Raw genomic sequence first — 25,296 nt, 5'->3', positions numbered from 1 at the left:
CCCTTATCCCCCCTTGCAACCCCCCAAACCCCCCGACAACGCTCCGCGTATTTGTTTTCGTTTGGTTATTTTCCAAATTTAGATTCTGTGTTTTCGTAGCGTTTTGGGACTTTTCGCTTCGCTCATTTTTAAATTCTATAATTGCGTTGTTTTTTATAAATTGCCACGAAGTTGATAAGGTAAATTCTTGCAATGACAAATTAGATTCTATATTTTCTAAATCACGTTTAGATTCCATACTTTCGCCTATTTAGAATCTAAATTAATGCCGTATTTTGCCAAGATTTCAATGCCCTTTTCAAAGGAGCTAAAATCAATAATATCATCAGTATCTAACGTCACGCCAAAGTCTTGCTCCAAAGCGGCTACAAGCCCCATATGTCCCACACTATCCCACGCATCGACATCTTGATACTTTAAGCTTTTAGCTTCACTCTCACTTACACCAAATATATCAACAAACAATTTTGTATATTTTTCCATAACTTATCCTTTCAAATTAAAATTTAATATCTTGCTTTAAGATTTGCGTATTAGATTCTATATCTTTTAGCACTTTTTTACCTACTAGCAAGTTTATATCGCTAGGTGGTATATACCTCCCCTCCCCCCCCCCCCCCGTATCATTCACGGCTGGTCGTTTTGCACATAAGTCTTCTAGCCTTATCACATCGCCTTTTTTTAAAGGTTTAGCTGCCACGATTGAGCGGCGCATTTTCCCTTGCATTTCTAGCTCTTTTGGCGATAAGATTCGCTCATAGCTACCCATTGCTTTATACACAGATTCTATATTTTTCACTAGCTCTTTAAATTCTTTTGGCTCGGTTGCCATTTCATTATCAAAGCCTATTTTTTTAGAATCTAAGCTCAAATGCTTCTCAATCACACACGCACCTAACGCCACAGCCGCCATAGCACATTCACTACCTTTTGTATGGTCGCTAAAGCCTATTGCGTAGTCCTTGAAAGTTTCTTTTAGCATTGTGATATTATTTAGATTCATAGATTCTATATCACTAGGATATATTGATACGCAATGCAAAATTGCGATATTTTTATTATTTGTAGATTCTAAAATTTTTATAGCCGTTTTTATTTCATCTATACTGCCCATTCCTGTGGATATGATTATAGGTGTTTGCTTTTTGCCTATATATTCTAAAAAGGCGTAGTTATTTAGCTCCATACTAGCGATTTTTACAAATGGTGCTTTTATAATATCTACCAAGAAATCTACTTCTTGTGTAGAATATGGCGTAGATGAAAAGTCCATATCCACACTTTTAGCATACTGCGCCATTTGCAATAAAGATTCACTAGATAATGCAAATTTATCAAAAAATCGCTTTGCTAAAGGATTTTTATCATAATAGCTTTTTGAGTAAAGTGAATCGCTACTCCATGACTGAAACTTAACACAAGACGCCCCGCACTCTTTTGCTGCATCTATCATTCTTTTTGCTTCATCAAGATTGCCATTATGGCTACTATTTACTTCGGCAATAATATAAGGTCCGCCATAATTTTCTAAAATCTTGCCATTTCTTAATACACACATTTTAACTCTCCTTAATCTAATGGTTTAACAATCATTTCTTGTAAAAATAAATCTCTATTTATAAATGGTGATAAATCTTCTAAAGGCTTTTTAACTAATCTTTTTTTAGCGTTAAATCCAAAAGAAGTATGTAAATATTGCTGATTTTCATTGCAATAAATTTCAAAAATTACTGCTTCTTTAGAATCTAAAAAGGCTTTAATACTAGATTCAAACTCTTTTATATTCCTTGCTTTTAAATATTTAAAATCAAAACTAGAAGCTATTTTTTCAAAATTAGGATTAGGAAGTCCATCGCTACTATCATTTCCTATCGTTCTATTTCTAAATAGGTCTTTTTGTCTATTTCGTATTACCGCGAACATATTATTATTTATCACAATAATTTTTGCCTTTATATTATGAAATGTTATTGTTTGTAGCTCTTGTATATTCATCATAATTGAGCCATCGCCTACGATTGTAATAATATTTTTTTGTCTTGCACTATCACTTGCAAAATGAGCCCCCAAAATAGCAGGGATAGCATATCCCATAGCCCCTTGCGCGGCGGGGAATAAGCAGGTTATAGAATCTTTAAACCTTATTGTTGAAGGAAGTATTAGCTGCTCTAATCCAGCATCTGTAATAATTGTCGTATTAGATTCTATTAATTTAGATAGCTTGCTTGCTAAGTAATATAAATCTAGCTTAGAATCTTCATTTAAATCTTTTATAAAATTTTCATTTTCTATCGCAAAAATTTTCTTATAATGTTTGCATTTTTCTATCCAACTATCAATATTTAGATTCAGTGTTTGCTTATTTAAATAGTTTAAAAATTCTTTAGAATCTATATTGATTTCAAGGGATATTTTTAAATCATTCTTTTTATGCTCAAATTCATCAATATCTACTACTATTAGCTCTGCTTCCCTTGCAAATGTTTTTGTATCGCCTATACTTTGCGTTGATAATCTTGTGCCTATTGCTAGGATAAAGTCCGCATTTTGCAAGGCAAAATTACCAGAGCGAGAGCCACCGATAGAGCCTATTACGCCTATTGATAACTCATTACCACATCCATAAATATCACAGCCGCTTTGCGAGCTAACAAGGGGGATTTTATTTTTTTCTATAAATTCTTTTATTTCTTCTTTAGAATCTTTTAGCCCGCCACCTATAAAAATAATAGGGCGAGTAGCCTTTTGTAGCTTGTCTATTACTACATTTATAGAATCTATGTTTTTAGATTCTATAGATTCTATAACATTAAAATGTTCTAAGTGCATTTCATCAATTAAGCTACTTTGTATATCAAGGGGGATGTCTATCCACACAGGACCTTTTCTGCCATTATTTGCTAATATATCGCCTTTTCTAAGTGAAATGCTATTTTGTTAGAATCTGTTATCATAACCGCATATTTTGTGATAGATTCTACAAGTTTTATGATATTTGCTTCTTGTGAGCCAAAGGTTCTAATATTTTTCTTAGTAAAATATGTCGTTTCATTTAACTGATTATTACCAGAAATAAATATACATGCTAAATTATCTTGATACGCACATAGACACGCAGTAATTGCATTAGCTGCACCACAGCCTGTGGATACTAAGCAAGCTGAGATTTTATTAACACTAGCATACGCCATACTTGCATAACTTGCCCCTTGCTCGTGTAATGTGTTAATAGATTCTATATTTTTATTTTTTGCTACCGCATCACTTAGATATAAAATGCCACGACCAACTAGCATAAAAATATGTTTGATATTATTATCAACTAATTTTCTTATTACATAATCACAAACGCGTTCCATTATTTACCTTTTAATCTTTGGCGTGTATTGTTTTAATACACTTGGGATTGCTATTACAAATTCGCCTTTGCATGCTAGCTCGCCCCCCCCCCCCCATTTGTTGTTATAGAATCTAATTTAGATTCTATAACATCTACAATATTTACTCCACGCAAATAAGCTATCGCACTACCCTTTGCTATGCCACGATTATAAGAATCTAACTTTGCGTTTATTTCTAAGATATTTCCCGGGACTATTTTCTTTTTAAACTCTACATTTGATTTTATAAATGCCGTTTTTTGCCCTTCATTTCCCTTTATTGTTAAAAATGTCATTAAGAAAACTTGTGCTAAAGATTCCATTTGTATAAATCCCGGCACACTTGCCTCATCGCTAAAATGCGATGGGAAAAACCATTCATTATATGAAAAGCTTTTATAGCCTATCGCAGATTTACCAACCACTACTTCTTTTATATAATCTACAAAAAAGCATGGATGGCGATTTTGCTGATATTTTTGTATATCATTTGCATTTAGATTCTGTAATATCATTATTTATCCTTTATATATTTTGGATTATCTTGGTCGCCATAAGCTTTAAAGATAATCATATCGCTTTTACTTGTCACATAAATATTTCTAATATTTTTTTGTAAAAATGGCTCAAAATATGTAGGGATAATCACATTGCTAGATTCTATATCTACCTTATTAAACCCTGCTTTTAGCGGTATTTCTTTATCTAAATTACCAACTAAAAAATGCACACATTCAGCATTTAGCTCTTTTAAAATGTTAGTTATAGAATCTTTTATGTGTGAGAGTGCATTTATATCGCCTACATAATCAATTAGAAATAAGATATTAGAATCTAAGGCTTTAAGTAATCTAAAAAAGACAATTCCTAGAATCTTATCATCATCTTTTATCGCATAAACTAGATAATCAAATATAGGATGTTGAAAATATCTATGCTCTAAAAATCTTTTATCTTTAAAGGGCAATTTGTCATAACGCTTGTTAAAATCAAAATGTATAGAATCTAAATTGTAGATTCTATGTAGTGTGTATTGTTTTATATCTTGTGATTTATCTTGCAATTTAGTTTTATCAAATTTTATGATTTTATATTCATTAATATCTAAATTTGGTAGAAAATATAAGTCCATAACACCTGTTTTATAATGAAAGACATTTTTAAATAACGGCACGATTGTCTTTTCATTTGCCCCACAGGCTAATTCTACATATTTATCCAAATATTTATAGAATCTTTTTAGCAGCTCAAGCCCTGACATAGGCAAAGCTATATCATTGCTAACCTTTGTGACAGAGCCTGAAAAATAGATTCCAAGATTATCTTTTCCTTGCGGCACAAAGCCACTCATTCCTTTAATTTTCCCATTTTTATCACGCATTAAAAAAACATTTAGTTTTGTGCTATCAAATAAATTTTTATAATGATATATAAAAAAATCTTTATTATTAGCAAGGATATGATTAGCATCCCAGCTAGATTTTATAAATTCCATAATATCATTCGTGTCATTAATGCAAGCTATATCAAAAGTAAATATGTCATATTTATTCATCTAACATCTCCTTTACAAGACATGCTAGATGATTTTTTAGAATCTAAACATACGGGGGGGGGGGGGGGTAAGATTACTCACAAAAGCATAACCCATAAAATCTCCTAAACTCCAAACTAAATAAAGATTGTATTATAACATAATTGAAAATTTATTTTTATAGAATCTAACCTAACTTATAAGATTATGTGTTTTAACATTATTAAATATTTTTATGTATCATTTCGCTTTTAGATTCTATAAATTTCAATGATAAAGGAAAAAATATGCGGATTTTGCTTAGTGCGTTGTCGATTATTTGCTCGCTGTTGCTGATTGTAGCGGGTGTTACAGGGCTTTTTGTCCCACAGGAAGTTTTCGCGACTTTGGTTGTTTATCTGCCATTTATTTTGATTTTAAGCGGGCTTATTAGCCTTTTTACCTACTTTGGCGTGGCGAATGTGTGGGGCGGCTCGTATGTGCTGCTTGATGGGCTGACAAATATTTTGTTTGCGATTGTGTTTTTGGCGATGGGCGTGGAATTTACAAGTAGCTTTATCGTGTATTTTGTGGCGTTTATGTGTATGTTTCGCGGTGTGCTTTGCATTGCGTGGTCGCTTGATATGCGTAAAATTGGTGCTGGATTTTGGATTTGGGTGCTACTTTTTGGGATTATTAATGCGGCGATTGCGGTAGTTTTTGTGATTTATCCGCAAGTTGGCGACATTACAATTGGCGTTTTGATTTCGCTAATTATCCTATTTTTTGGTATTTCGTGGCTTGTTTCGTGGTTTGCGTTTCATAAGATTGCATCGAAGTTTTAGTTATAGAATCTAATTAGATTTTAAATTTAAATACCAACAATAAGTTTATATTCGTTGTGGTTAAATTATTTGTATAATTATCTTTAACACTTTTAAAATTTATCAACAATTCACAAAGTTTTATTATCATTAGAAATTTTTAAAGCGTTTTTAGGAGAAAACAAATGAAAAATAATTCGAATATGAATGACATTTTTGCGAATGATAATAGTGCTAGAAATAAGACTAAGACGATATTTCTGCTTAGCATTGTGGCGATTATTTTGATAGCGGTTTTTCTCATTATTGCGTGGGTGATGACGCGTGATAACACGATACAGCCGCTTGAGACGCAGGGGGAAAATGAGCGTATCCAAAGCCCGCAAAAAGAGATTCCCTACGCTCATAGCGAGGATACCACGCCTAATCCTAACATCATAAATAGCCCTGATAACCAGCTAGGGCTAAATCTTGATAGCGGACTAACCACAACGCCACCGCCAAATCTAGCGCAGAATCAAACCCCGCAAACCCCGCAAATACCGGGTTTCCAGCCTGTTGCACAGCCAGATTCTAATGTGCAGAAAGAGACGCCAAATTTTCTCCCACCGCCTGTAAATACGCAAAATACGCCAAATTATGAAGACGACCCAAAATATCAAGAGAATCTAAAGAATTTACAAGCCCAGCAAACCGCCAAAAACGCGCAACAAGTCAATACTACGCAAAAGGTAGTCACGCCCCCACCGCCTGTGGAGCTAAAGCCTAGCGATAAAAAAGATGCTAAAAAAGATTCTAAAGACGCAAAAACCACGCCGCCACCAGCTGCGACAAAAGATTCTAAAGCGATACAAAACCGCGCTGTAGATTCTAAACAAGCGGAGGCTAAAAAGCCAGAATCTAAGCCTACGGAATCTAAGACTGCCGAGAAAAAACCAGCAACAACCGCAGCTAGCGATAAAAAAGATGATAAAATCCTGCAGCGTCCAGCCCAGCCCACAAATAAAAATAACGGCACACCAGCGCAAAAAGGGCATTACATCCAAGTCGGCTCATTCCCAGAGGCAAACAAAGTCGATACACTTTTTATGCAAAATATCCAAAAATACGGCTACCGCATACAAAAGTTTGACAACAACGGAGTGCCATTTGTGCGATACCTTGTCGGTCCATACAAAGACCAGCAGGAGGCAAAAAGTAAGCTAAACGAGGTCAAAACCCAAATCAATGGCAACGCGATATATAAGGAAGTAAAATAGATTCTATAAAGGAAAATCAATGATACTAAATGCGATAGTGCAGAAAGATAGCGATGGATATTTTGCTTATATCCCCGAGTTTAAGGGCTGTGTGACGCAGGCTGATAGCTTTGAGAAAGCCATAGAAAATATTAAAGAAGCAGGTGAGCTTTATTTGCAAAGCTTAGAAATAGAGCAAGTGAAAGCTTTAAGTAATAAAATCACCTCAATCGTGCAACTAGAAATATAAGAGATATAATGCCTGAACTAGCTTATGCCAAATATCCTTGAATATCTTATCAATCACATTCCAAAAGGGTATGAATCAACCTACCTTTTAAAAGAGCTAAAAGATGGCGTGCGCGGCGTGCTTTGCGTTAAGATTCTAAGCAGTAGATTCTATAAAAATATGCTTTTTATTGAATCTAGTTGCGAAAATTTTAAGCAAAATTTAAGCATTGTGATATTTAATGCGCGCCCTTTTCATACGCAGATTTTCAGCACAGGAAAGGTGCTAAATGTGCTTGGCACGCTTAGTTTTCGCTTTGATAATTATACGCAGACGCTAAAGCCTACGATGGTAAATCCTAAGGTTGTAAGCCAGACTGATACGATTAGTGCGAGTTTTAAAAAGCGTGGCGTGACCTTAGAAAATGTGCAAAAAAAAATCACGCTTGAAGCCTTGCTAGATTCTAAGATTCCAAGTCATCACGCGCAAAATATTTATAGAATCTTTTATCCTAACTATGATTTTTTCCAAGAGTTTATCGCAAATAAGGGCTTTCCAAAGCCTTGTATGGACGCGATTAAGTTTTGTGAGATTTTTTTATATTTGCAGCGACTAAGCCGTAAAAAGCGTGAGTTTGAATCTAAATTTCAATGCAAGGGCGATGTAACTGACTTTATTGAATCTTTGCCCTTTGCCTTGACAGATGCCCAACGTGACGCTATTTTGACTATCCAAAAAGACTTAGAATCTAGCCGCGCTGCAAGGCGAATTATCATGGGCGATGTGGGCTGCGGGAAAACTATGGTGATTTTGGCGAGTGTCGCCCTTGCTTATCCTTACAAAAGTGTGCTAATGGCGCCAACTAGCATTTTGGCGCGTCAGCTTTACGCGGAAGCTGTCAAGTTTTTGCCACCGCATATCAAAACCGCGTGCATTTTGTCGGTAAATACGAAAAAAGAGCGACTTTTGCAAGAAGAGGCAATGCGTGAATCGCACTTTTTAATCGGCACGCAAGCCCTGCTTTACAAGGATAGCGACTTTAGTGATTTTGCTTTGGTGATGACAGATGAGCAGCATCGCTTTGGGACGAATACTCGCCTATTTTTAGAAAAAATGCTTGAATCTAGCGAGAATTTAGATTCTATAAATATTACAGATTCTATAAATGTTAAAAATCCGCAGGTTCAAATTCCTTCTTTATTTTCAGTGGGTGGGAATGGGCGGGACATTGAAATGCAGAAGGAATTTGAATCTGCGAATTTGCAAAATATAGATTCTAAAGATTCTAAAAAATTACAGAATCTAGATTCTAAAATTTCGCAAGATTCTAAAAAAAATATAGAATCTAAAAGCAAAGATTCTATCAAAAAAGATTCTATAAAAACAAAAAAGAAAACTTCTAAAATCAATAATAAAATCATAAAAAAACCCCATAATTTGCAATTTTCCGCCACGCCCATCCCGCGAACTATGGCAATGATGCAAAGTCAATTTATAGATTTCACTTTCATAAAAGATTTACCATTTAAGAAAGATATTGAGACTAAAATCATTGAAAAGAGCGATTTTCCCGCACTTTTGGCACACATTAAAGAAGAAATTGCAAAGGATAATCAAGTCGCAATAATCTATCCAAAAATTGAAACAAAAGAGCCAGAGCAAGAAATAAAAAATAAGTCCCTAAATACCGATACTTATCAAAATCTTATGGAATCTAATTTTTACGCTCAATTTGAAAATGAGATGAATGCGGCAAATGAAATCAAAGAAAAAGAAAAAAAATCTCGCCAGATTCCATATATGTCGCTAAAGGATGCGAGCAATTTTTGGCAGAAAAACTTTACTAATGTTTTCGTAACGCATGGCAAGGACAAGGAAAAAGAAGCGATTTTAGAATCTTTTGCCGCGACAAAGGGCGCGATTTTGCTTGCTACGACTATGGTTGAGGTCGGCATCTCACTGCCAAATCTAACAATAATTGTCATTGTGGGCGCGGAGCGGCTGGGGCTAGCAAGCCTGCATCAGTTGCGTGGGCGCGTAAGCCGCAATGGCTTAAAGGGCTACTGCTACCTTTACACGCACCACACGCAAAATGAGCGTTTGAACGAGTTTAGCAAGACTTTGAGTGGCTTTGATATTGCCGAGCTAGACTTGAAATATCGCAGTGGCGGCGACTTGCTAAGTGGCAAGGAGCAAAGCGGCGGCGAATTTCTCTACTTTAATATGGCACTAGATTCTAACATTTTGCAAGAAGCACAAGGTGTTTTAGATTCTTAGGAGACGCACACACACCAGCTGCCGCCGTAGCATATTTATTTATCACGCTTTGTGCATCTTCTTTGCATTGTTCGCGTTTCATTTCTTTATCGTAGTGTTGCTTTCTGGCTAATACGCCTTTTTGAGCTTGTGGTAATAGATTTTTTGATTTTTTAAGCAATATGTGATAGAATCTAGGTTTTAAAAAGATAAAAATGATTTTATATGCTAGTTTGAAATCTAAAAAGATAAAGAAGTTATAAATTTTGTAAGGTAATCAATGAAAATATTAGACATTATTTTTTATGTTGTCCTTTGTATGTGTGCAACTTTAGCATTTTTTATTTACAATATGCACACTGATTTATACTTCCCAGCTAACAATGTAGATAATTCTCATTCATTTAGCGGATATGAAAAAGATAGTTTTAGGCTTCCTTTTAATAATATAGATTCTATAAATCTTGTAAAAATAAGTAATGAGCGGTATCTGCTAAGTTTTATGCGTAATAGCAAAAATTCTAAAAATGAAATACAAAATATAGAATCTAGCCTTTATGGCATTCTTTTTTCGCCTAATAAATATTCTTTGCAAGATAACAATGGAGTTTGGCAAAATGTAGCTATTAATTCTAAAAGTTGGGGTAATTTGAAACTTTTAGCCACAAAAAATTCTCTTTTTTCTAATACACGTCAAATTGTAAGTAATTTTCGTAATCCTATTTTTCAAGTGGTAGATAATAATCTTTTTTTATTTGTGAATGGTAGAAATTTTAAAGGTTTTGATACCGAAAAAATCTATGTTTTTAAAAGCGAGATTAATGATATTTTAAACTTTCTAAATACGGAAAATCCGCTAGATTCTAATATAATAGAATCTAATTTGCAAGATAAACAAAATATTAATAGCAAAGATTCTAAAAATATAGAATCTAAAATTGATAAACAAAATGCTGTGATTGTCATAGATGCAAAGTCTCTAAATATAGATTCTAACAACATAGAATCTAATGTACAAAATAGTTCAAAAATATCTAATATCCCTACTTTCACGCAGTTTAGATTCTATAAAAAAATAACGCTTGGTGCGTTAGCAAACCTAAACTATATCCTTTCAAGTAAGCCACTTTCAATCAATATGGATAACAAAGAAAATAACTTTATATTGCCATTATATGCAAAGTTTTTTTATCCCACAAGCCTTTTTGCAATCTTTGATTCTACATTTCATTTAAAAGAAATGATACGACCAAACACGCAAAAAAGCCTTTATAAACCCATGATTACAAGTGTAGCACAATATGAAAATGATGTGAATTTAGATTCTAATATCAATCATATTTCGCGTTCATGTGTAGCAGTTTTTCATAATTATTTTAATAAAAAGTTAGAAAATAACCAAGATTCTATAGAATCTAATGCTTTGCGTTTTCAACTTTGTGAGGCGATAAATGGCGTGATAAATTTTAGTGAGCTAAAGGATAGTAAAAATATTACAAATATAAGCGAGATGAGTCTTGCAACGCTTGGTAATTACACGATTTTGCTATATTTAGATTCCAAAAAAACAAGTTTGAATCTTGCGATTTTTGAAAATGGCGATTTTACATTCCTAAAAACACTTGATAATGCAAATTTTAACGCATTTTCTAATCCACAAATTATTACAAATGGGCTATATTCCTATATTACTTACATAGACAAGTCTCAAAATATGATAAACATAATAACCATAAATGAAAGTTTTATAAAAGATATAAAGATTGATAAAGGTTAGATTTAACTTATTAATACAAACTATATTTTAATTAATCCCAGCAATCACATTTGCGGAATGCTTTAGCCTGTCGCTATCAAAGTGCGTGTAGATGCGGCTTGTCTCAATACTTGCATGACCTAAGCTCTCTTGGACTAAAACCAAATCCTTGCTTTTTGTATAAAGCAGTGTGGCAAAGCTGTGGCGAAGCAGGTGCGCGCCATTTTTTGCCTTGCGAATGCCGATATTTGCAAGCAGATTCTCAATTATAATGTAAATGTAGGGCTGGGTTGGCACTTTAAACTTTGTATTAATGAAAAGTGGCATATTTTCACTAGCCCCATTTATAGAATCTCGCATCATTAGCCACGCGTTAAAATAAGATTCTATCAAATGTTGCGCGATAAAAACCACACGCATTTTATTGCCCTTGCCATGCAGCCGCAAAATATAATAATTATTCTCTAAACTTACATCTTTATAGTTTAGATTTAGAATCTCACTTACGCGCGCGCCACTATAAGCTATCATAAGAATGATTATTTGATTTCGCACTTTGACAAGCTCATTTACGCGATTTTGCGGGATGTTATACTCTTTTAGGGCGTCTAAAAATCTCACTAATTCATCCTCTTTCAAATACTCTGGCAAGTCCTGCTTGAAACTTTTTTGCCCAGCTAGAATATCCATATTATAAATGTGTGAAGCCCCGCTCTCAACGATGTTATTTTTTTCTATAAAGCCAAAAAAATTATTTAGTGCGATGCGATAATTTCGCATGCTAGCAAGGCTCAAATTCCCCCCATAAATGCTAAGAAACTCCTGCACATTATCAATGCTAATCTCGCGCATATCATAGAATCCAGCCTTAATCGCATACTCATAAAAGCTAAAAAGTGGGCTAGCATAAGTGTTGATTCCCAAAAGTCCAACTTTCCTAGCTTTTTTGCAAATAAGTTCTATATTTTGTATATCTTGACGACCGCCACTTTGGATTTCTTGAATTATTTTGGCAAATTCGCCCTTATCTTTGACGCGATGGCTGCTAAGATTCATAAATTTTGAGTAAAAAAAGCGCTCCAGCCAAAACTTTAGCGACATTTCAAAATTATCTTTGTTTAAGTCAAACATATTTCAGTCTTTAAAATCTACGGATGGATATCGCGGATGTCGATGCGTAAGGGCATACCATTATCGCGGATAAAGTTTTGAGCCATAATGTATTTTAGCTCGGCTATATCATAAGGATAGATTCCACAGCTACCCTCGCCTGTATTGTGGATAAACTGCGTAATATTTTGCGCATCAGTCATACTCTTATCAAACACTCGCATTAAAAGGGCAATCACAAAATTCACACTTGTATAATCATCGTTAAATATAATAATTTCTTGCATTTTTGGCTCGGCAAGCTCTACTTCTGGCATTACTTCAAAGTTTCCCTCGCCTTGCTGTGTGTATTTATTTGGCATTTTAGCTCTCCATTTTGTAGATAATTTTGTAGATAAAAGCTAATATTATAGCATTCTTTTAGTAAAAAGTAGCTTTTAGGACATATAACGTAAGTTATAAATGCGTTTTTTAGAATCTAAAATGCTTTTAAACTCACTCCACGCCGTAGCAATGACTAAAACTTCGCTATTTTCCATAATAGATTCTAAACTTTTAGCATATTTGATTTTATAATCATAAGTCGCCTTAAATATTTCATTAGCAAGTGGGTCATAAGCTAGTATATTTTTAAAACCGCTATCTAGCAGGGCTTTTATAAGGCTAGCACTTTTACTATCACGCACATCATCGCTACTTGGCTTAAAGCTTAGCCCTAAAATGCCTATTTTAGAATCTAAATCACACTCGCTTTTTATTTTATCCACATAAAAGCGTAAAATATCATCATTTACCTTTAAAATATTCTCTAAAATCCCTGCGTTATAGCCCTTATCTTTCGCCTTTTTATAAAGGGCTAAAGTATCTTTTGGTAAACAGTATCCGCCAAAACCTAGCCCTGGGTAAAGATAGCTAGTTATACCAGCCTTTTTAGATTCTATGCAAAAGCGTTTATCATCATGTAAAATCTTAAAAGCCTTTATAATATCGATATTTCCTATGCTTTGTGCGATTATACTCATCTCATTTGCATAGCTAATATTTAGGCTTAAAGTTGTGTTGCTTAGATATTTTATAAACTCAGCAGTGTTAAGACTTACAAAATGCAGTGGAGCGTTAAATGGAGAGTAGAGTTTTTTTAGTTTAGATTTAGATTCTATAGAATCTAGCCCGATTACAATTCTATCTGGCTGCATAAAATCGCTATATGCAAAGCCTTCGCGTAAAAACTCAGGATTATTAGCTAAGATAAAATCAGCTCCATTTTTAAGGTTAAAAGATTCTATAAAGGGAATGAAAACTTCGCTACTGCTACTTGGCGGAATGGTTGATTTAATCATAAAAATGGGCTTTTTTGCAGTGATTTTAATATTTTCAATGCAGGATTTTAAAGCATCCAAAATATAGCTTAAATTAGCACTCCCATCACTACTCATCGGTGTGCCTATGCAAAAGATAATAATTTCAGCGTTTTTTAAAGCTAAAGTTATAGAATCTGTAATAATTAAATTATTTTTTAAAGCTTTTTTCAAAGCAGATTCTAAGTCTTTTTCGTAAAAAGGAATTTTAACATTTTGTAAATTCAAAGCCTTTTTAGAATCTATTTCATAGCCAACTACTTTAAAGCCTTGATTTACTCCAGCATTAGCTAAGCCTACAGCGGTGGTAAGCCCTACAAAGCCTAAGCCAAAAACAGCAATATTTAAACTAGATTCTATATTTTTTAAGGGAGTCATTTTTCACCCCCTTTAGATTCTATAGAATCTAATTTCAAATACTCTAAAAATCGCGAAACACCCTGCTCTACTAGAATCTGTGGATTATAATCTAATAAAGTTTTTGCTTTTTTAATGATAGGACAGCGGCGATTTGGATTATCAACTAAGTAATTTTTATCACTTGATTTAGCAAAATTAATCTTTGGCTTAAAGTTTAGAATCTTTTCAGCGTTTTTAGCATAAATATGAGCTAATTCTAAAATGCTAATTTCTGGCGTGTCTATACCTATATTAAAGTAGTCAAAACGTCCATAACTTAAGGCTTTTATATAGCCGCTAATAGCATCAGCGATATAGCAAAATGTGCGTTTTGGGCTACCATCGCTTAGTATATTAATGTCACTTTTTGTAACGCACGCATTTGCAAAATCCGCCGGGACGCGTTTATCTTGCAAATTCATTCCTAAGCCATAATTATTAAACGGACGCACTATTGTAAGTGGCATATTATATTTTTGTGCGTAAAGATAGCACATCGTCTCACCAAATCGCTTAGATTCATCATAACACGCACGTGGTCCTATACAAGCGACATTTCCGCGATACTCTTCACTTGTAGGGATAAACTTAGAATCTGGGTCACCATAAATCTCACTGCTAGAAAAAAATAAAAAGCCCTTAATTCCCTTATCCACATAAAAATCAAGCAACGCCCTTAAGCCCCAAATATTTGCATCCAACGTCTCAATAGGATAAGAGCGATAAAAACTTGGACTTGCAATACTTGCAGCGTGTATTATAAAATTTGCTTCTTTTGCGTTATTTATAGAATCTAGTTTATCTTTTATAATATCAAATTTATAAATTTCAACATTTTTTAGATTCTGCAACCACTGCGGCTGTCTTAGCATAAAATTATCAAGTGCTATAATTTTTTTAATACCTAAAGTGTTAGCATAAAAGCTAAAAAAATGCAGCATTTCAAAGCCTAAAAATCCAGCCGCGCCTGTCATTAAAATCGTGCTATCTTTAAAGGCGTTTTTTTGCATTGTATTTAGCGAGTTAAAAATATGTTCTAAATCGTTTTTAAGTATAGGGTTTATAGAATCTAATTTCATGCTACACCCCCTTTTTTACGTGTAGCATAAAAGATTCTAAGTAGTAAAAAGAAAATATAGAATCTAGATTCTAAAAGGGCGATAAAAAGGAGATAATTAGAGTGTGTTACCCCCCCCCCCCCCCGTATCAATAGTTGCCACTTTTTTAGAATCTTTTTTCATAGATTCCCAGTCTGGGGCAAAGGCTTGTCCTACTTGTATAAAGCTCTCTTTTCTATTCCAATTTGCATGTGAGCTTTGATAGCATAATTTGCATTGAATAGGCATAGAGTATCCATTACTTGCCACATTCATATTTACTTCTTTTCGTATCTTTTGAAAGGCTTCATTATTCCACACATCTTCAAATTTCTCATAATCGCTAAATTTTGCTAATTTCAAACTTGTGCTTTGACATGGGCGAATGCTATCATCACTGCCTATAAAAAAGTCTCGCCAAGGGGTAAAACAATCCTTATGATACTTATCTCCTGCTATATCTTCCCCTTGAATATATGGTAGCTTTAGTTTTATCCCTAAATCTACTGCGACTTTTATCGTATCATTAAAAACCTGTCTTATTAAATCTTGCTTATTATATAGCACTTCCTTAAGCATATCTTGGCTAAATGCCGTTAAAAACACGACTTTTACTTCTTGCATATTTAAAGAATGTGCTAACTTTACCATTTTTGGCAGCTCTCTAATATTTCGCTCCATAGCGACAAAGACAAAATTCATATAAGGGAAATCTACACCTAGCTCTTTTTTACGAGCCTGAATAGCCTTAATATTTTCTATCACTCTATCAAACTTTGCACCAACGCGTATATTATCATTTACACTGCCACTAGGACCATCAAGGCTTACTGCTATAATATCAACCTTATGTCTAAAAATATCATCTACAAAATGATTTAACCTTGTGCCATTGCTAACAAAATATTTTCTAACATTTGTCTTATTTAGCCGCTCTAAAAACTTGCTAAAGTTAGGATTTATCGTAGGCTCACCCCAGCCAAAAAGGGTTACTTCTTCGCACACTTTTAGCACATTTTCTAGCTTATCTAGCACATCTAGCTTTAAATACGTTTGATTAAACTCGGCTTCATCGCGTCCGCAAAATATGCACTTGATATTACATGCACTTGTCATCTCAAGCACGATTCTGCGTGGGTAGCTTTTTAAAATCGTAGCACCAGATTCTATCTCGGCTATGTTTAAAGCGGAGTTTGCTTCTTGCTCTTTTGTTAGCTTTGTTTTAAATAGCTCTTTTGTTTTTGCTCTTAGTATTTCCATTATGCTGTCCTTTTTAAGATTTGATTTGTAAGATTTGTAGGGATATAGAATCTAGATTCTGTAATTTGATTTTTTTTGTCATTGCAAGTGTTAGCAAAGCCGTCATTGCGAGTGTGACGTGGTAATCTATACGTTGATAGTTGTAAAATATAAAGTTTATAAAAAGTTTGTAAGAAAGCGTAAGAGAGAGAATAATTAGGTAGTCTATTTCCCCCCCCCCCCCGTAGAGTGTTAGAATCTAGTATTAATTTCATATAAGATTCTATTTGAATCTTACTTAGAATCTTAGAATCTTCAAATAAGCTTTTATACCATAAAATGCTATTTTTTATAGAATCTTCGTAGTTAAAAATAGGCGTATATCCTAGCATACTCCGTGCCTTTGTGCTATCTAGCATTAAGAGTGTGGCTTCATGTTTTTTAGATTCTATAGAATCTATTTTGTAAGAAATATTGCTCCACACATTAGCACAATCACGCACGACCTGCCCTACCCTTTTATTAGATTCTATATTTGGACCGATATTAAAGCAAGTGGCAAAATCTTTTTGTTTATTAAGTAATTTAGCCCCTAGCATTAAATATCCACGCAGTGCTTCTAAGACGTGCTGCCAAGGACGAGTTGCATCCGGGTTTCTAATAATAGTTGTTTTAGATTCTATAGAATCTTGTTTTATAGAATCTAAAAACATCCCACGCACTAAATCAGGCAAAAGCCTATCCTTACTAAAATCGCCCCCGCCTATCACATTCCCAGCACGCACACTTGCTATTAGCACATTATGATTAACGCCAAAATCACGCACATTAAAAAAGCTATTTCGCATTGAGCTTATAATAATCTCCGCACAAGCCTTACTAGCGCTATAAGTATCATATCCGCCAAGCCCATCATTTTCGCGGTAAGCCCATAGCCACTCTTTATTTTCATATACCTTATCAGTTGTTATCATTACAATAGCTTTAAGGTTTTTTAAGCCCTTTTTATGATGTTTTCGCACAATATCAAGGATATTAAGAGAGCCCAACGCATTTGTATTAAACGTGTAGGCTGGATTATTATAACTCTCACGCACAAGGGGCTGTGCGGCTAAATGAAAAATAATATCAGGCTTAGATTCTAACAGGCTAGATTCTAAACTTTCATAATCATTAATATCCCCGCAAATATCATTTTCAAATGCTAAAAGTTTTGAATCTAGTAATAATTTGTAATGGAAGTTATTAGATTCTATATTTTCTATATTTATAGAATCTAGTTTGGCATTAGTGCTTTTTTTATATATTTTAGATTCTATAGAATCTATTTTATTTTTTCTCTCTTGCTTATAATATCGTTTAGATTCTATAGAATCTATTTTGTGAGCATTTTTCTTAGATTTTATAGAATCTAAATTATGTGTTTTAATCCCACAGCACGCATTTAGGGCATATCCGCTAACTTTTGCATTAAGCATACATAGCCACAAAGATAGCCAAGAGCCCTTAAAGCCACTATGCCCAGTAACAAACACTTTTTTATTTCTATAACTATCCAAAAAATTCATTTACATTCCAAAGATAATAAAGTAGATTCTATATCGTCTAAAAAACTAAAGATTATATCAAAAATAACCTAGCTTAAGCAAATATATTTATGTTTATTATGTGTAATTTTTATAATTTCATCTTTATAGGCTGGATTTAAAATGATAATTAGTGAATCTTTATCTAGTTTGTCTTTTATGCTTTCATAAGATTCTATCTTGCCATATTCTTTAGTGCCTATTTTGCGTGAGATTAGCGGGATAAATTTATTTTCTTTTAAAGGATTAATATCTACAAAATGCGAAATTTTAGCATTCATTTTATCCATTATAATAGCAAATGTGCTACCCCTTAACCCCCCCCCCCCCATAGCACTGAAGTATTTGTTTTTTTTATTTTTTCTGCTAACATAGCGATATTAGAATCTATTTTTGTGTTTATTATAAATTCACTTTTAAATCTAGGCTTTTTTATAGAATCTAAATTAGCTACAATATAAATATATTCCCCACCAAAGATATATCCAGATTCTATAACTTTATCAAATAAAGATTCCAAATTTTCTAATCTAAAATAATTTACATGTTCATAATAAAAATCAATAGCCCCAAAATGATTATTACTAAAATCTAAATTTGGCACTTCGATATAAACCAAACCTTGATTATTATTTGCCGCTGCAATATCGCACAAAAAGCCATAATAATCCTTAATATGCTCCAAAACATGCCGTAAAATCACACATTCAAACTTTTCTTTAGAATCTTTTGTAAAATATTCTTTTGAAATAAGCGGATTTTCCCCAACAAAGCTAGGGTCCATCCCTTTAATATCAAAGCTATTTTGCTCTAAAATCTCCAAAAAATAGCCATCGCCACAGCCTATTTCTAGAATCTTTTTGCCCTTAAAATGCCTTTTTATAATCTCTAAAATCTCACTTAGCACATTTTTAAAAACCCCACTACTCTGCTTTCCAGCGTCATAATTTGCGACTTTATATTCCACATTTTCTTGCCTAAACGCAGCATTAAAAACCACGCCACTTTCCCTATCTTGCACTATTTGCATATCGCCCACTTTTGCCTTACTAGCTTCATCAATGCTATCATAAAGCACCGCCGCAAACACCGGCGTATTTTTTCTTGTGTATAGAATCTTTTGCATACAAAATGCCTTTTAAAGCTCAATAAGAAATCTAACAAGAGTAAGATTAATAAACTGCAAAATCACAATTACGATTAATGGAGCAAATTCCAAACCATTAAATTCAGTCTTAATAAATCTTTTCACAAGATTATATGATGGATATGTAAGTCTATTTAGAATCTGCATAAGCTGTGAATATGGGTCCGCACGAGCTAAAGATAAAATAGCTCCTGCAAAAATCACCCAACAATATATCGTAATAAGCCAACCTAAAATCTGCCCTATAGCATTTAAAATCATCATAATCTATCCTTATTAAATTAAAAATTATATCAAAAATTATGGTCTAAATATTTTTAGAATCTTCTTTAACTTCAACAAGGGCGCTTTGTGGGGAATCTTTGGGCTTTTCGCCTTTAGAATCTGCCTTAGATTCTGGATTTACAAATTTTAAAATTAAAATTGCGATGCCATAAAGGGCGACCATAGGAAAGGCTAAAAGCAGCTGGGACAACACATCAGGCGGCGTGACAATCGCGGCTATGACAAAAATTAGCACGACTGCATAGCGGAAATATCGCTTTAACGTCCCATCAGTTATCAGTCCAACCTTGCCTAAAAAGAAAGCTAAAACAGGCAACTCAAACACAAATCCAAAGGCAAGCATTATCCGCATAAAAAAACCTAGATATTCGCTACTAGCGATGTTTGCTTCTATCACTTCGTTACCAAAAGCAAGCACATATTTTATGATAAATGGGAAAACCACAATGTAGCAAAAAATTAAGCCTAGTGCGAACATAATGCTGCCAAAAAGCACGAAAGGCAGGACAAGTTTTTTTTCATGTTTGTAAAGTCCGGGGGCGACAAAGAGCCAAAATTGCCAAAAAATCACAGGAATTGAGATGATAAATGCGCTAAAAAAGCTAACTTTTATCGCGACAAAAAGATATTCTGCGGGGGCTACTTGGATTAATTTGCCCTGAACGCCGCTTTTGAATGCTGATTCTATGGGCTGTTTTATAAAGTTAAAAATATCTTGATTAAAGCTAAAACACGCTACAAATGCGATAATTACGCAAAGTAGCGAAATCATTAATCGTAATCTTAAATCTTGTAAATGTGGGCGTAATTCTTCAAACATAATTATTCTTTATTTTGAAATTTTTAATATTCATAAGTTTCCTTTTTTATAACTTTTAGATTTTTGAAATGTGTTTTAAAATTTGAAAATTTATCATATTTTTCCTTAAAAACTAATTAAATAAAAGATTATTAACTTTTAATTTACTTTTGTTACTTTTTGTCCTTTTTTATTGTTAAAATTTTTGTGTTTTTCTTAATTGAATCTAGCCTAATCAAATGGATTGCTTTGCTTTAAAAAAGTGCTACGCAAACTACTTGATAAACTCTCCTCTTTTTTAGATTCTAAATTTTCTAAGTTTTTAGAATCTAAATTAGGATTTTTAGAATCTTTTAGATTTTTTTCTTTAGAATCTTTTTTGGATTTTTTGCTATCGCCAAAGTTATTAGAATCTTTTTTAGATTCTGTATTTTGTAAGTTTTTAGAATCTTTTCTTACAGATTCTGTAATTTTTGATTTTTGTTTTTTGGTATCTTTTTTAGATTCTATTTTAGAATTTTGCGGATTAGATTCTAATTGTGTTTTTTTAGAATCTTTTTTAGGATTTTTTGTATCATTAATCATAACATTAGAATCTTTTTTAGATTCTATATTTTGTAATTTTTTAGAATTTTTTATTATAGATTCTGTAGTTTTAGAATCTATTTTTTTTACTTGACTTGCTTTAATGCTCTCTTGGCTTAATGATTCATTTTTTGGCTTTCTACCACGCTTTTTAGGAGTATTAGATTCTATAGAATCTTTAGAATCTTTTGGCTTTCTCCCACGTTTTTTTGGTTTATCATTTTCATTAGATTCTATAGAATCTTGCAAAGTAGATTCTATATTCTTAGGTTTTCTACCACGTTTTTTTGGCTCACTAGATTCTATATTTTCTAACTTTTCATTATTTTTATTAGAAATATTAGAATCTATTGTTTTATTTTCTCCTATTTTTATTTCCTTTGGAGTAATGTTACTAAAAGTTACATTAGATTCTATAGTTTTCTCATTTCCACTTGAAACAACCGCAGAATCTTTAGAATCTTTATTTTGGATTGCTTCGCTAGCTCGCAACGACGTAGAATCTCGCCCCACAATTTTAGGCTCAAAATCACTAAAAAGATGCTCAATATCATTCATATCCTGCTTTATATCCGCAATCAATTTCACATCTTTGACCTCTTTTGTAATGTCAATGCTGCTTTGCAGCTTCTCTTTATACTCGTCAGCCTCGCGTTTTAACTCGCTCAAATTCACCTCTCTATCAAGCGTGTCGCGGGCATCCTGCATTGTCTTTTTTATAACGCGGAAAAATTTCGCCACTTCGATTATCGCATTAGGCAGTTTGTCTGGTCCTAGCACGATTATGGCGACCACCAAAATCAAAATAATCTCACCTAATCCTAATCCAAGCAATATAAAACCTTAAAAAAATTTCGCACAAACGATATCAAAATAATACAACGACTTTATAGAATCTAAATTAACAAAAATTTTAAATACATATTAGCATAATCAAATAGAATCTGGTGGAGTAACACATAGTCTTTAAACTCTCTTTACCTAAATTTTTGTCATACATTTATCTATGTCCTTAAAAGATTCTATAGAATCTATGGATTAAAAGTGTAATTTTAGCATTAAAAATAATGATTATAAAAAGGTTTTATTATGAAAAAACTTAACCTACACATTCATAAAGATTTAGATTCTAATATAGACTTAGATTCTATACATAAAATGCTAAATCGTCCCAGCACATATTTTATAATAGAAAACAAAGAGCCTTTTGGGGCTAAGACATTAAGTGCGTTGGCGTATATGGACTTATTTAATGGCTTGGTGCTTTATACAATAGATAATAATGTTAGTTTTAGGCTTTGTAGTTTTGATGCTTTTTTAAATGAATTAAAGGCTATTCCACTATAAATTAAGATACCTAAAAGCTATAAAGATAATCTATTAAATGATAAATAGGAAAATATAGCACAATTGGCTGGTTTTTAATATTATTCATTAAATAAGGAGAAGAAATTTTAAATTTCTATGCCAAATATCAAACTATGCAACATCAAAGTATAAAATTGACTTAATCACTTAATTAATAGCAATGTAGAGTTTAAAAAAGAAAGTGTTTTTATACAAATATTAGTGACAAAGATTATGTTTTTCTAAAATATTTTTGCTAGCTTAATTCTAGCTAAAACTTAATAAATATGTATTGTATTTTTAATTTTATGTTATAATTTTAGATTTTAAAAATATAGAATCTAGATTCTAAACTAAGGTTAAAAATAATGCAAAATAGCGACATAATTGAAGATTTTATAGCTAAGATTCACTCTCCAAAGTGCCTAACCTACGAGCTTTGTCCTGAAAAAAGTGGGAGCGTGGAAAATCTAATAAAAAAGGTGCAAAAGGCTGGATTAGAAACTAATAACTTAACCAAAGAATTTATAGAATCTAGATTAAGCCTTGTGGATAATATTTCAAATTCGCTAGATTCTAAGATAGAAAGTTCTAAAAATCATAACTTTATAGAATCTAATTCAAATACAGATTCTACTAACACGTCTTGTATGCAAAAAAACCTGCAAGATTCTAAAAATCTACAAAAAGATTCTAAAAATATAAAGAATCAAACAAACAAAGATACTATAAATATTGACGCCTTTGTATGCACAGATTCTCCCTTAGCCATTTTAAAACAAAACTCTGGACTTGCAAGTATTAAATTACAAAAAAAAATAAAAAAGCCCTTAATTTGCACTATTTCAATGCGTGATAGAAATTCTTTAGCACTTTGCGGTGAGATTATGGGACTAAATGATTTTGACATTCGACTATTTTTAGCCCTTAGTGGCGACCCACTCAAACTTGGCGACCAGCCACAAGCAAAGGCAGTTTTTGAGGGAAATAGCCTTGAGATTTTAAGGATTATTTCGCTACTAAATCAAGGAAAAGATAGCGCTGAAAATGAGCTAAAAGAACCGCTAAAGCAAATTTACGCATTTAGTGTAATCAACTCGTATGCAAAAAATATGCAGATTCTAAAAAACAAAATGGAAAGCAAGATAAAAGCTGGAGCTATAGCACTTTTCACCCAGCCTATTTTTGATATAAATGTAGCAAGTGAGCTTATTGAATCTTGTGAGATTTTCAACAAAAAACATGGTAAAAATTGTGCTTTGATGCTTGGATTTTTCCCTGTTTTGCGTTATAAAAGCGCGAAATTTTTGCATGATAAATTGCCTGGTGTTTATATCCCTGATATTTGGCTTGAAAATCTGCAAAATGCTTTGAGTGAAAGCAAAGAGAATGAGCGTGAGATAGGGCTAAAAATGAGTGGCGAACTATTCAAAAAACTCTATGAAACCTACCCAAAAATCCATTTTATGAACAATAATAACACGATGATTGCCTTGCGCATTTTAAAAAATGTGTTGTGATTACTCTTTCCCCCGTTTGATTTTCGCGCCAAGGTTTGTTAGCTTAGATTCTATACTTTCATAGCCTCTATCAAGGTGGTAGATTCTGTGGATTTTTGTAACGCCTTTTGCCACAAGGGCGGCTAAGATTAAAGCCGAGCTAGCGCGTAAATCAGTCGCCATCACATCCGCCCCGATTAACTGCGTAGGACCGACAATCTGTGCGACATTGCTATCAATGGTGATATTCGCGCCAAGCCGCTGCAGCTCACTTGCGTGCATAAAGCGATTTTCAAACAGCGTCTCCTTAATAAAACTACTACCCTCACACCGCGTGGATAACGCCATAAACTGCGCTTGCATATCGGTTGGGAAGCCCGGATATTCAGTCGTTGTAATGCGAAAGGCTTTCATTTTTTTCGCACTCAAAAGGCGGATATTTTCTGCATTCTTAGAATCTTTAGTAGCCAAAATCTCCACGCCAAAGCCGATTTCTTGCAGTTTTTGCAAAATAGATTCTATATGCTCCAAAATCACGCCACGCACCTCAATGCTCGAATTTGTAATCGCGCCCGCACAAAGATATGTCCCAGCCTCGATTCTATCAGGGATAACGCGAATAGTTGGGAAGTCAAGCAGCTCCCCGCCCGTGCCATAAATGCGTATTTCAGGGCTGCCGATACCGCTTATATCTAGCCCGGCGCGTTTCAATTCCTCGCACACCTGCACGACCTCTGGCTCTTTTGCGGCGTTGATTATGCGCGTCTGCCCGCTAGCAAGGGCGGCTGCCATCACCACGTTGCTAGTGCCTGTGACCGTGATTTTGTCAAAGACGATGTCACAGCCCTTTAAGCCCTTTTTTGCCTCAGCGTGAATGTAGCCGCCTTTTACCTGCACGTGCGCGCCAAGCTGCTGCATTGCCTTAATGTGTAAATCCACAGGACGAGCGCCGATGGCACAACCACCTGGCAGGCTTACCTCGCACTTGCCAAATCTTGTCAGCAGTGGTCCTAGCACAAGGATGCTAGCACGCATTTTTCGCACGATGTCATAGATTGCTTTTGTGCTGTTTATGTTTTGTGTGTTGATTATTTTTTCGTGGGGGTTTTTAGAATCTTTGTGCGTTTTTTTGGAATCTGTGGAGTTAGATTCTATGTTTTCTCTCGTCATGTTAGATTCTATATTCCCTTTTGTCATGTTGAGCGATAGCGAAACATCTATGTTTTTAGAATCCTTACGCTTTGTCGCACTTTTAGAATCTTTAGATTCTATGGAATCTTTTTTATGATTAGAATCTTTGTCTTTAGATTCTATATTTTTAGTATGTTTTTTAGAATCTATATTTTTAGATTCTACGTGTTTAGATTCTATAAAATCTACATTCTTAACATCACTCCCAAGCATAACTAGCAAGTTGCAAAAAGTATTTATATCAGCGACATTTGGCAAGTTTGTGATATGAAAATCACCACGCGATAATATACTTAACGCCAAAAGTGGCAACGCCGCATTTTTACTCCCACTAATATCCACCGCCCCACTTAATTTCGCCCCCCCATATATCTCTAAATAATCCATAAGATTCCTTGCATTTGAAATAAACATTAATTATAAGAAATATTTGTGTCTTTTTGGAATCTAAATTTTTT

Annotated in this window: 28 protein-coding genes and 1 pseudogene; 7 read left to right on the top strand and 22 right to left on the bottom strand. The window is 33.7% G+C overall.

The genetic code is table 11. The features are described from left to right. From LS64_RS07045 to LS64_RS07015, 7 genes are all read right to left on the bottom strand, one after another. On the bottom strand, positions 1 to 238 hold a 238-nt coding region (locus LS64_RS07045), incomplete at its 3' end, for a hypothetical protein (RefSeq protein ID WP_138127293.1). An 8-nt stretch (positions 239 to 246) separates the two neighbouring features. Continuing rightward, positions 247 to 483 (bottom strand): phosphopantetheine-binding protein, encoded by a 237-nt coding sequence (locus tag LS64_RS07040; RefSeq protein WP_118949144.1) that lies wholly within the window; start codon positions 481 to 483, stop codon positions 247 to 249. A 16-nt stretch (positions 484 to 499) separates the two neighbouring features. Further along, positions 500 to 1,558 (bottom strand): N-acetylneuraminate synthase family protein, encoded by a 1,059-nt coding sequence (locus LS64_RS07035; protein WP_118988397.1) that lies wholly within the window; start codon positions 1,556 to 1,558, stop codon positions 500 to 502. 11 nt (positions 1,559 to 1,569) lie between these two features. After that, entirely contained in the window at positions 1,570 to 2,877 is a 1,308-nt protein-coding gene (locus tag LS64_RS07030; RefSeq protein ID WP_034573105.1) for a thiamine pyrophosphate-binding protein, read from the bottom strand. A gap of 23 nt (positions 2,878 to 2,900) precedes the next feature. Continuing rightward, positions 2,901 to 3,359 (bottom strand): thiamine pyrophosphate-binding protein, encoded by a 459-nt coding sequence (locus LS64_RS07025; protein ID WP_034573107.1) that lies wholly within the window; start codon positions 3,357 to 3,359, stop codon positions 2,901 to 2,903. A 74-nt stretch (positions 3,360 to 3,433) separates the two neighbouring features. Continuing rightward, positions 3,434 to 3,895: a hotdog family protein gene (locus LS64_RS07020; protein WP_118988398.1), complete on the bottom strand. Its 462-nt coding sequence runs from the start codon at positions 3,893 to 3,895 to the stop codon at positions 3,434 to 3,436. After that, positions 3,895 to 4,935 (bottom strand): hypothetical protein, encoded by a 1,041-nt coding sequence (locus tag LS64_RS07015; RefSeq protein ID WP_034569142.1) that lies wholly within the window; start codon positions 4,933 to 4,935, stop codon positions 3,895 to 3,897. Before LS64_RS07015 ends, LS64_RS07020 begins: the two co-directional genes overlap by 1 nt. A gap of 266 nt (positions 4,936 to 5,201) precedes the next feature. Here LS64_RS07015 and LS64_RS07010 point away from each other — a divergent pair, with 266 nt between their 5' ends. From LS64_RS07010 to LS64_RS06995, 4 genes are all read left to right on the top strand, one after another. After that, complete coding sequence (locus LS64_RS07010) at positions 5,202 to 5,738, top strand: HdeD family acid-resistance protein (protein WP_034574034.1); 537 nt, start codon at positions 5,202 to 5,204, stop codon at positions 5,736 to 5,738. 164 nt (positions 5,739 to 5,902) lie between these two features. Further along, complete coding sequence (locus LS64_RS07005) at positions 5,903 to 6,976, top strand: SPOR domain-containing protein (protein WP_034574032.1); 1,074 nt, start codon at positions 5,903 to 5,905, stop codon at positions 6,974 to 6,976. Between the two features lie 19 nt (positions 6,977 to 6,995). Continuing rightward, positions 6,996 to 7,205 carry a type II toxin-antitoxin system HicB family antitoxin gene (locus LS64_RS07000; RefSeq protein ID WP_034574030.1) on the top strand — a complete coding sequence of 70 codons (210 nt, stop codon included), beginning with the start codon at positions 6,996 to 6,998 and terminating at the stop codon, positions 7,203 to 7,205. Between the two features lie 24 nt (positions 7,206 to 7,229). Beyond that, complete coding sequence (locus tag LS64_RS06995) at positions 7,230 to 9,461, top strand: DEAD/DEAH box helicase (RefSeq protein ID WP_052062748.1); 2,232 nt, start codon at positions 7,230 to 7,232, stop codon at positions 9,459 to 9,461. Here the strand turns inward: LS64_RS06995 and LS64_RS13630 are convergent. After that, on the bottom strand, positions 9,421 to 9,543 hold the full coding sequence (locus tag LS64_RS13630; RefSeq protein ID WP_272916622.1) for a hypothetical protein: 123 nt from the start codon (positions 9,541 to 9,543) through the stop codon (positions 9,421 to 9,423). The two genes, LS64_RS06995 and LS64_RS13630, sit on opposite strands and share 41 nt — an antisense overlap. Before the next feature lie 177 nt (positions 9,544 to 9,720). Here LS64_RS13630 and LS64_RS06990 point away from each other — a divergent pair, with 177 nt between their 5' ends. Beyond that, entirely contained in the window at positions 9,721 to 11,217 is a 1,497-nt protein-coding gene (locus tag LS64_RS06990) for a hypothetical protein (RefSeq protein WP_034574029.1), read from the top strand. Positions 11,218 to 11,244: 27 nt separating this feature from the next. Here the strand turns inward: LS64_RS06990 and LS64_RS06985 are convergent, their stop codons facing one another. The 13 genes and pseudogenes from LS64_RS06985 to tatB form a co-directional block, all read right to left on the bottom strand. Next, positions 11,245 to 12,327, bottom strand: coding sequence for a tyrosine-type recombinase/integrase (locus tag LS64_RS06985; RefSeq protein ID WP_034574027.1), 1,083 nt, complete (start codon positions 12,325 to 12,327; stop codon positions 11,245 to 11,247). Between the two features lie 17 nt (positions 12,328 to 12,344). Further along, positions 12,345 to 12,668: an ATP-dependent Clp protease adaptor ClpS gene (locus LS64_RS06980; protein ID WP_034574025.1), complete on the bottom strand. Its 324-nt coding sequence runs from the start codon at positions 12,666 to 12,668 to the stop codon at positions 12,345 to 12,347. A gap of 75 nt (positions 12,669 to 12,743) precedes the next feature. Continuing rightward, positions 12,744 to 14,042: a nucleotide sugar dehydrogenase gene (locus LS64_RS06975; protein WP_034574023.1), complete on the bottom strand. Its 1,299-nt coding sequence runs from the start codon at positions 14,040 to 14,042 to the stop codon at positions 12,744 to 12,746. Next, positions 14,039 to 15,142, bottom strand: coding sequence for an NAD-dependent epimerase/dehydratase family protein (locus LS64_RS06970; protein ID WP_034575228.1), 1,104 nt, complete (start codon positions 15,140 to 15,142; stop codon positions 14,039 to 14,041). Before LS64_RS06970 ends, LS64_RS06975 begins: the two co-directional genes overlap by 4 nt. Then, complete coding sequence (locus LS64_RS13625) at positions 15,139 to 15,273, bottom strand: hypothetical protein (RefSeq protein ID WP_275051257.1); 135 nt, start codon at positions 15,271 to 15,273, stop codon at positions 15,139 to 15,141. The genes LS64_RS06970 and LS64_RS13625 overlap by 4 nt, the downstream gene beginning before the upstream one ends. After that, positions 15,239 to 16,420 carry a radical SAM protein gene (locus tag LS64_RS06965; protein WP_118988399.1) on the bottom strand — a complete coding sequence of 394 codons (1,182 nt, stop codon included), beginning with the start codon at positions 16,418 to 16,420 and terminating at the stop codon, positions 15,239 to 15,241. The genes LS64_RS13625 and LS64_RS06965 overlap by 35 nt, the downstream gene beginning before the upstream one ends. Further along, entirely contained in the window at positions 16,420 to 17,706 is a 1,287-nt protein-coding gene (gene rfbG, locus LS64_RS06960) for a CDP-glucose 4,6-dehydratase (protein ID WP_275051258.1), read from the bottom strand. The genes LS64_RS06965 and rfbG overlap by 1 nt, the downstream gene beginning before the upstream one ends. Positions 17,707 to 17,841: 135 nt before the next feature. Then, positions 17,842 to 17,967: pseudogene (locus LS64_RS13230) on the bottom strand (CDP-glucose 4,6-dehydratase); the annotation flags it as partial. A 68-nt stretch (positions 17,968 to 18,035) separates the two neighbouring features. After that, positions 18,036 to 18,266: a hypothetical protein gene (locus LS64_RS06955; RefSeq protein WP_138127291.1), complete on the bottom strand. Its 231-nt coding sequence runs from the start codon at positions 18,264 to 18,266 to the stop codon at positions 18,036 to 18,038. 32 nt (positions 18,267 to 18,298) lie between these two features. Further along, positions 18,299 to 19,111: a class I SAM-dependent methyltransferase gene (locus tag LS64_RS06950; protein ID WP_118988400.1), complete on the bottom strand. Its 813-nt coding sequence runs from the start codon at positions 19,109 to 19,111 to the stop codon at positions 18,299 to 18,301. 12 nt (positions 19,112 to 19,123) lie between these two features. Next, entirely contained in the window at positions 19,124 to 19,396 is a 273-nt protein-coding gene (locus tag LS64_RS06945) for a YggT family protein (protein ID WP_034573542.1), read from the bottom strand. Between the two features lie 43 nt (positions 19,397 to 19,439). Further along, positions 19,440 to 20,237, bottom strand: a complete 798-nt coding sequence (gene tatC / locus LS64_RS06940; RefSeq protein ID WP_052062678.1) for a twin-arginine translocase subunit TatC — start codon at positions 20,235 to 20,237, stop codon at positions 19,440 to 19,442. 210 nt (positions 20,238 to 20,447) lie between these two features. Continuing rightward, positions 20,448 to 21,635 carry a Sec-independent protein translocase protein TatB gene (tatB, locus tag LS64_RS06935; protein ID WP_052062677.1) on the bottom strand — a complete coding sequence of 396 codons (1,188 nt, stop codon included), beginning with the start codon at positions 21,633 to 21,635 and terminating at the stop codon, positions 20,448 to 20,450. 255 nt (positions 21,636 to 21,890) lie between these two features. Between tatB and LS64_RS06930 the strand changes: the two genes are divergently transcribed. Then, positions 21,891 to 22,148 carry a hypothetical protein gene (locus LS64_RS06930; RefSeq protein WP_034573540.1) on the top strand — a complete coding sequence of 86 codons (258 nt, stop codon included), beginning with the start codon at positions 21,891 to 21,893 and terminating at the stop codon, positions 22,146 to 22,148. Between the two features lie 368 nt (positions 22,149 to 22,516). Beyond that, on the top strand, positions 22,517 to 23,668 hold the full coding sequence (locus tag LS64_RS06925; protein WP_052062676.1) for a methylenetetrahydrofolate reductase: 1,152 nt from the start codon (positions 22,517 to 22,519) through the stop codon (positions 23,666 to 23,668). On the opposite strand, the gene murA is transcribed toward LS64_RS06925, so the two are convergent. After that, positions 23,669 to 25,225, bottom strand: coding sequence for a UDP-N-acetylglucosamine 1-carboxyvinyltransferase (murA, locus tag LS64_RS06920; protein ID WP_237416229.1), 1,557 nt, complete (start codon positions 25,223 to 25,225; stop codon positions 23,669 to 23,671). Positions 25,226 to 25,296 lie beyond the last annotated feature (71 nt).

The sequence above is a fragment of the Helicobacter saguini genome (genome assembly GCF_000762875.2).
Classification (GTDB): Bacteria; Campylobacterota; Campylobacteria; order Campylobacterales; family Helicobacteraceae; genus Helicobacter_A; species Helicobacter_A saguini.
Note: the sequence above shows the minus strand (reverse complement) of the source record. Positions and strands in the feature narration are given on the sequence as shown.

What these genes read in the sequence shown, in the direction of transcription:
- LS64_RS06925 (WP_052062676.1), top strand. Translation starts at nt 22,517, where the DNA reads ATGCAAAATAGCGACATAATTGAAGATTTTATAGCTAAGATTCACTCT.
- LS64_RS06965 (WP_118988399.1), bottom strand. Translation starts at nt 16,420, where the DNA reads ATGGAAATACTAAGAGCAAAAACAAAAGAGCTATTTAAAACAAAGCTA.
- LS64_RS07015 (WP_034569142.1), bottom strand. Translation starts at nt 4,935, where the DNA reads ATGAATAAATATGACATATTTACTTTTGATATAGCTTGCATTAATGAC.
- LS64_RS07005 (WP_034574032.1), top strand. Translation starts at nt 5,903, where the DNA reads ATGAAAAATAATTCGAATATGAATGACATTTTTGCGAATGATAATAGT.
- LS64_RS06990 (WP_034574029.1), top strand. Translation starts at nt 9,721, where the DNA reads ATGAAAATATTAGACATTATTTTTTATGTTGTCCTTTGTATGTGTGCA.
- LS64_RS07010 (WP_034574034.1), top strand. Translation starts at nt 5,202, where the DNA reads ATGCGGATTTTGCTTAGTGCGTTGTCGATTATTTGCTCGCTGTTGCTG.
- LS64_RS06975 (WP_034574023.1), bottom strand. Translation starts at nt 14,042, where the DNA reads ATGACTCCCTTAAAAAATATAGAATCTAGTTTAAATATTGCTGTTTTT.
- tatC (WP_052062678.1), bottom strand. Translation starts at nt 20,237, where the DNA reads ATGTTTGAAGAATTACGCCCACATTTACAAGATTTAAGATTACGATTA.
- LS64_RS07025 (WP_034573107.1), bottom strand. Translation starts at nt 3,359, where the DNA reads ATGGAACGCGTTTGTGATTATGTAATAAGAAAATTAGTTGATAATAAT.
- LS64_RS06950 (WP_118988400.1), bottom strand. Translation starts at nt 19,111, where the DNA reads ATGCAAAAGATTCTATACACAAGAAAAAATACGCCGGTGTTTGCGGCG.
- LS64_RS06945 (WP_034573542.1), bottom strand. Translation starts at nt 19,396, where the DNA reads ATGATGATTTTAAATGCTATAGGGCAGATTTTAGGTTGGCTTATTACG.
- LS64_RS06980 (WP_034574025.1), bottom strand. Translation starts at nt 12,668, where the DNA reads ATGCCAAATAAATACACACAGCAAGGCGAGGGAAACTTTGAAGTAATG.
- LS64_RS13630 (WP_272916622.1), bottom strand. Translation starts at nt 9,543, where the DNA reads ATGAAACGCGAACAATGCAAAGAAGATGCACAAAGCGTGATAAATAAA.
- LS64_RS06930 (WP_034573540.1), top strand. Translation starts at nt 21,891, where the DNA reads ATGAAAAAACTTAACCTACACATTCATAAAGATTTAGATTCTAATATA.
- LS64_RS06970 (WP_034575228.1), bottom strand. Translation starts at nt 15,142, where the DNA reads ATGAAATTAGATTCTATAAACCCTATACTTAAAAACGATTTAGAACAT.
- murA (WP_237416229.1), bottom strand. Translation starts at nt 25,225, where the DNA reads ATGGATTATTTAGAGATATATGGGGGGGCGAAATTAAGTGGGGCGGTG.
- LS64_RS07000 (WP_034574030.1), top strand. Translation starts at nt 6,996, where the DNA reads ATGATACTAAATGCGATAGTGCAGAAAGATAGCGATGGATATTTTGCT.
- LS64_RS06985 (WP_034574027.1), bottom strand. Translation starts at nt 12,327, where the DNA reads ATGTTTGACTTAAACAAAGATAATTTTGAAATGTCGCTAAAGTTTTGG.
- LS64_RS06995 (WP_052062748.1), top strand. Translation starts at nt 7,230, where the DNA reads ATGCCAAATATCCTTGAATATCTTATCAATCACATTCCAAAAGGGTAT.
- LS64_RS07020 (WP_118988398.1), bottom strand. Translation starts at nt 3,895, where the DNA reads ATGATATTACAGAATCTAAATGCAAATGATATACAAAAATATCAGCAA.
- LS64_RS06955 (WP_138127291.1), bottom strand. Translation starts at nt 18,266, where the DNA reads ATGAATGCTAAAATTTCGCATTTTGTAGATATTAATCCTTTAAAAGAA.
- LS64_RS07035 (WP_118988397.1), bottom strand. Translation starts at nt 1,558, where the DNA reads ATGTGTGTATTAAGAAATGGCAAGATTTTAGAAAATTATGGCGGACCT.
- LS64_RS07040 (WP_118949144.1), bottom strand. Translation starts at nt 483, where the DNA reads ATGGAAAAATATACAAAATTGTTTGTTGATATATTTGGTGTAAGTGAG.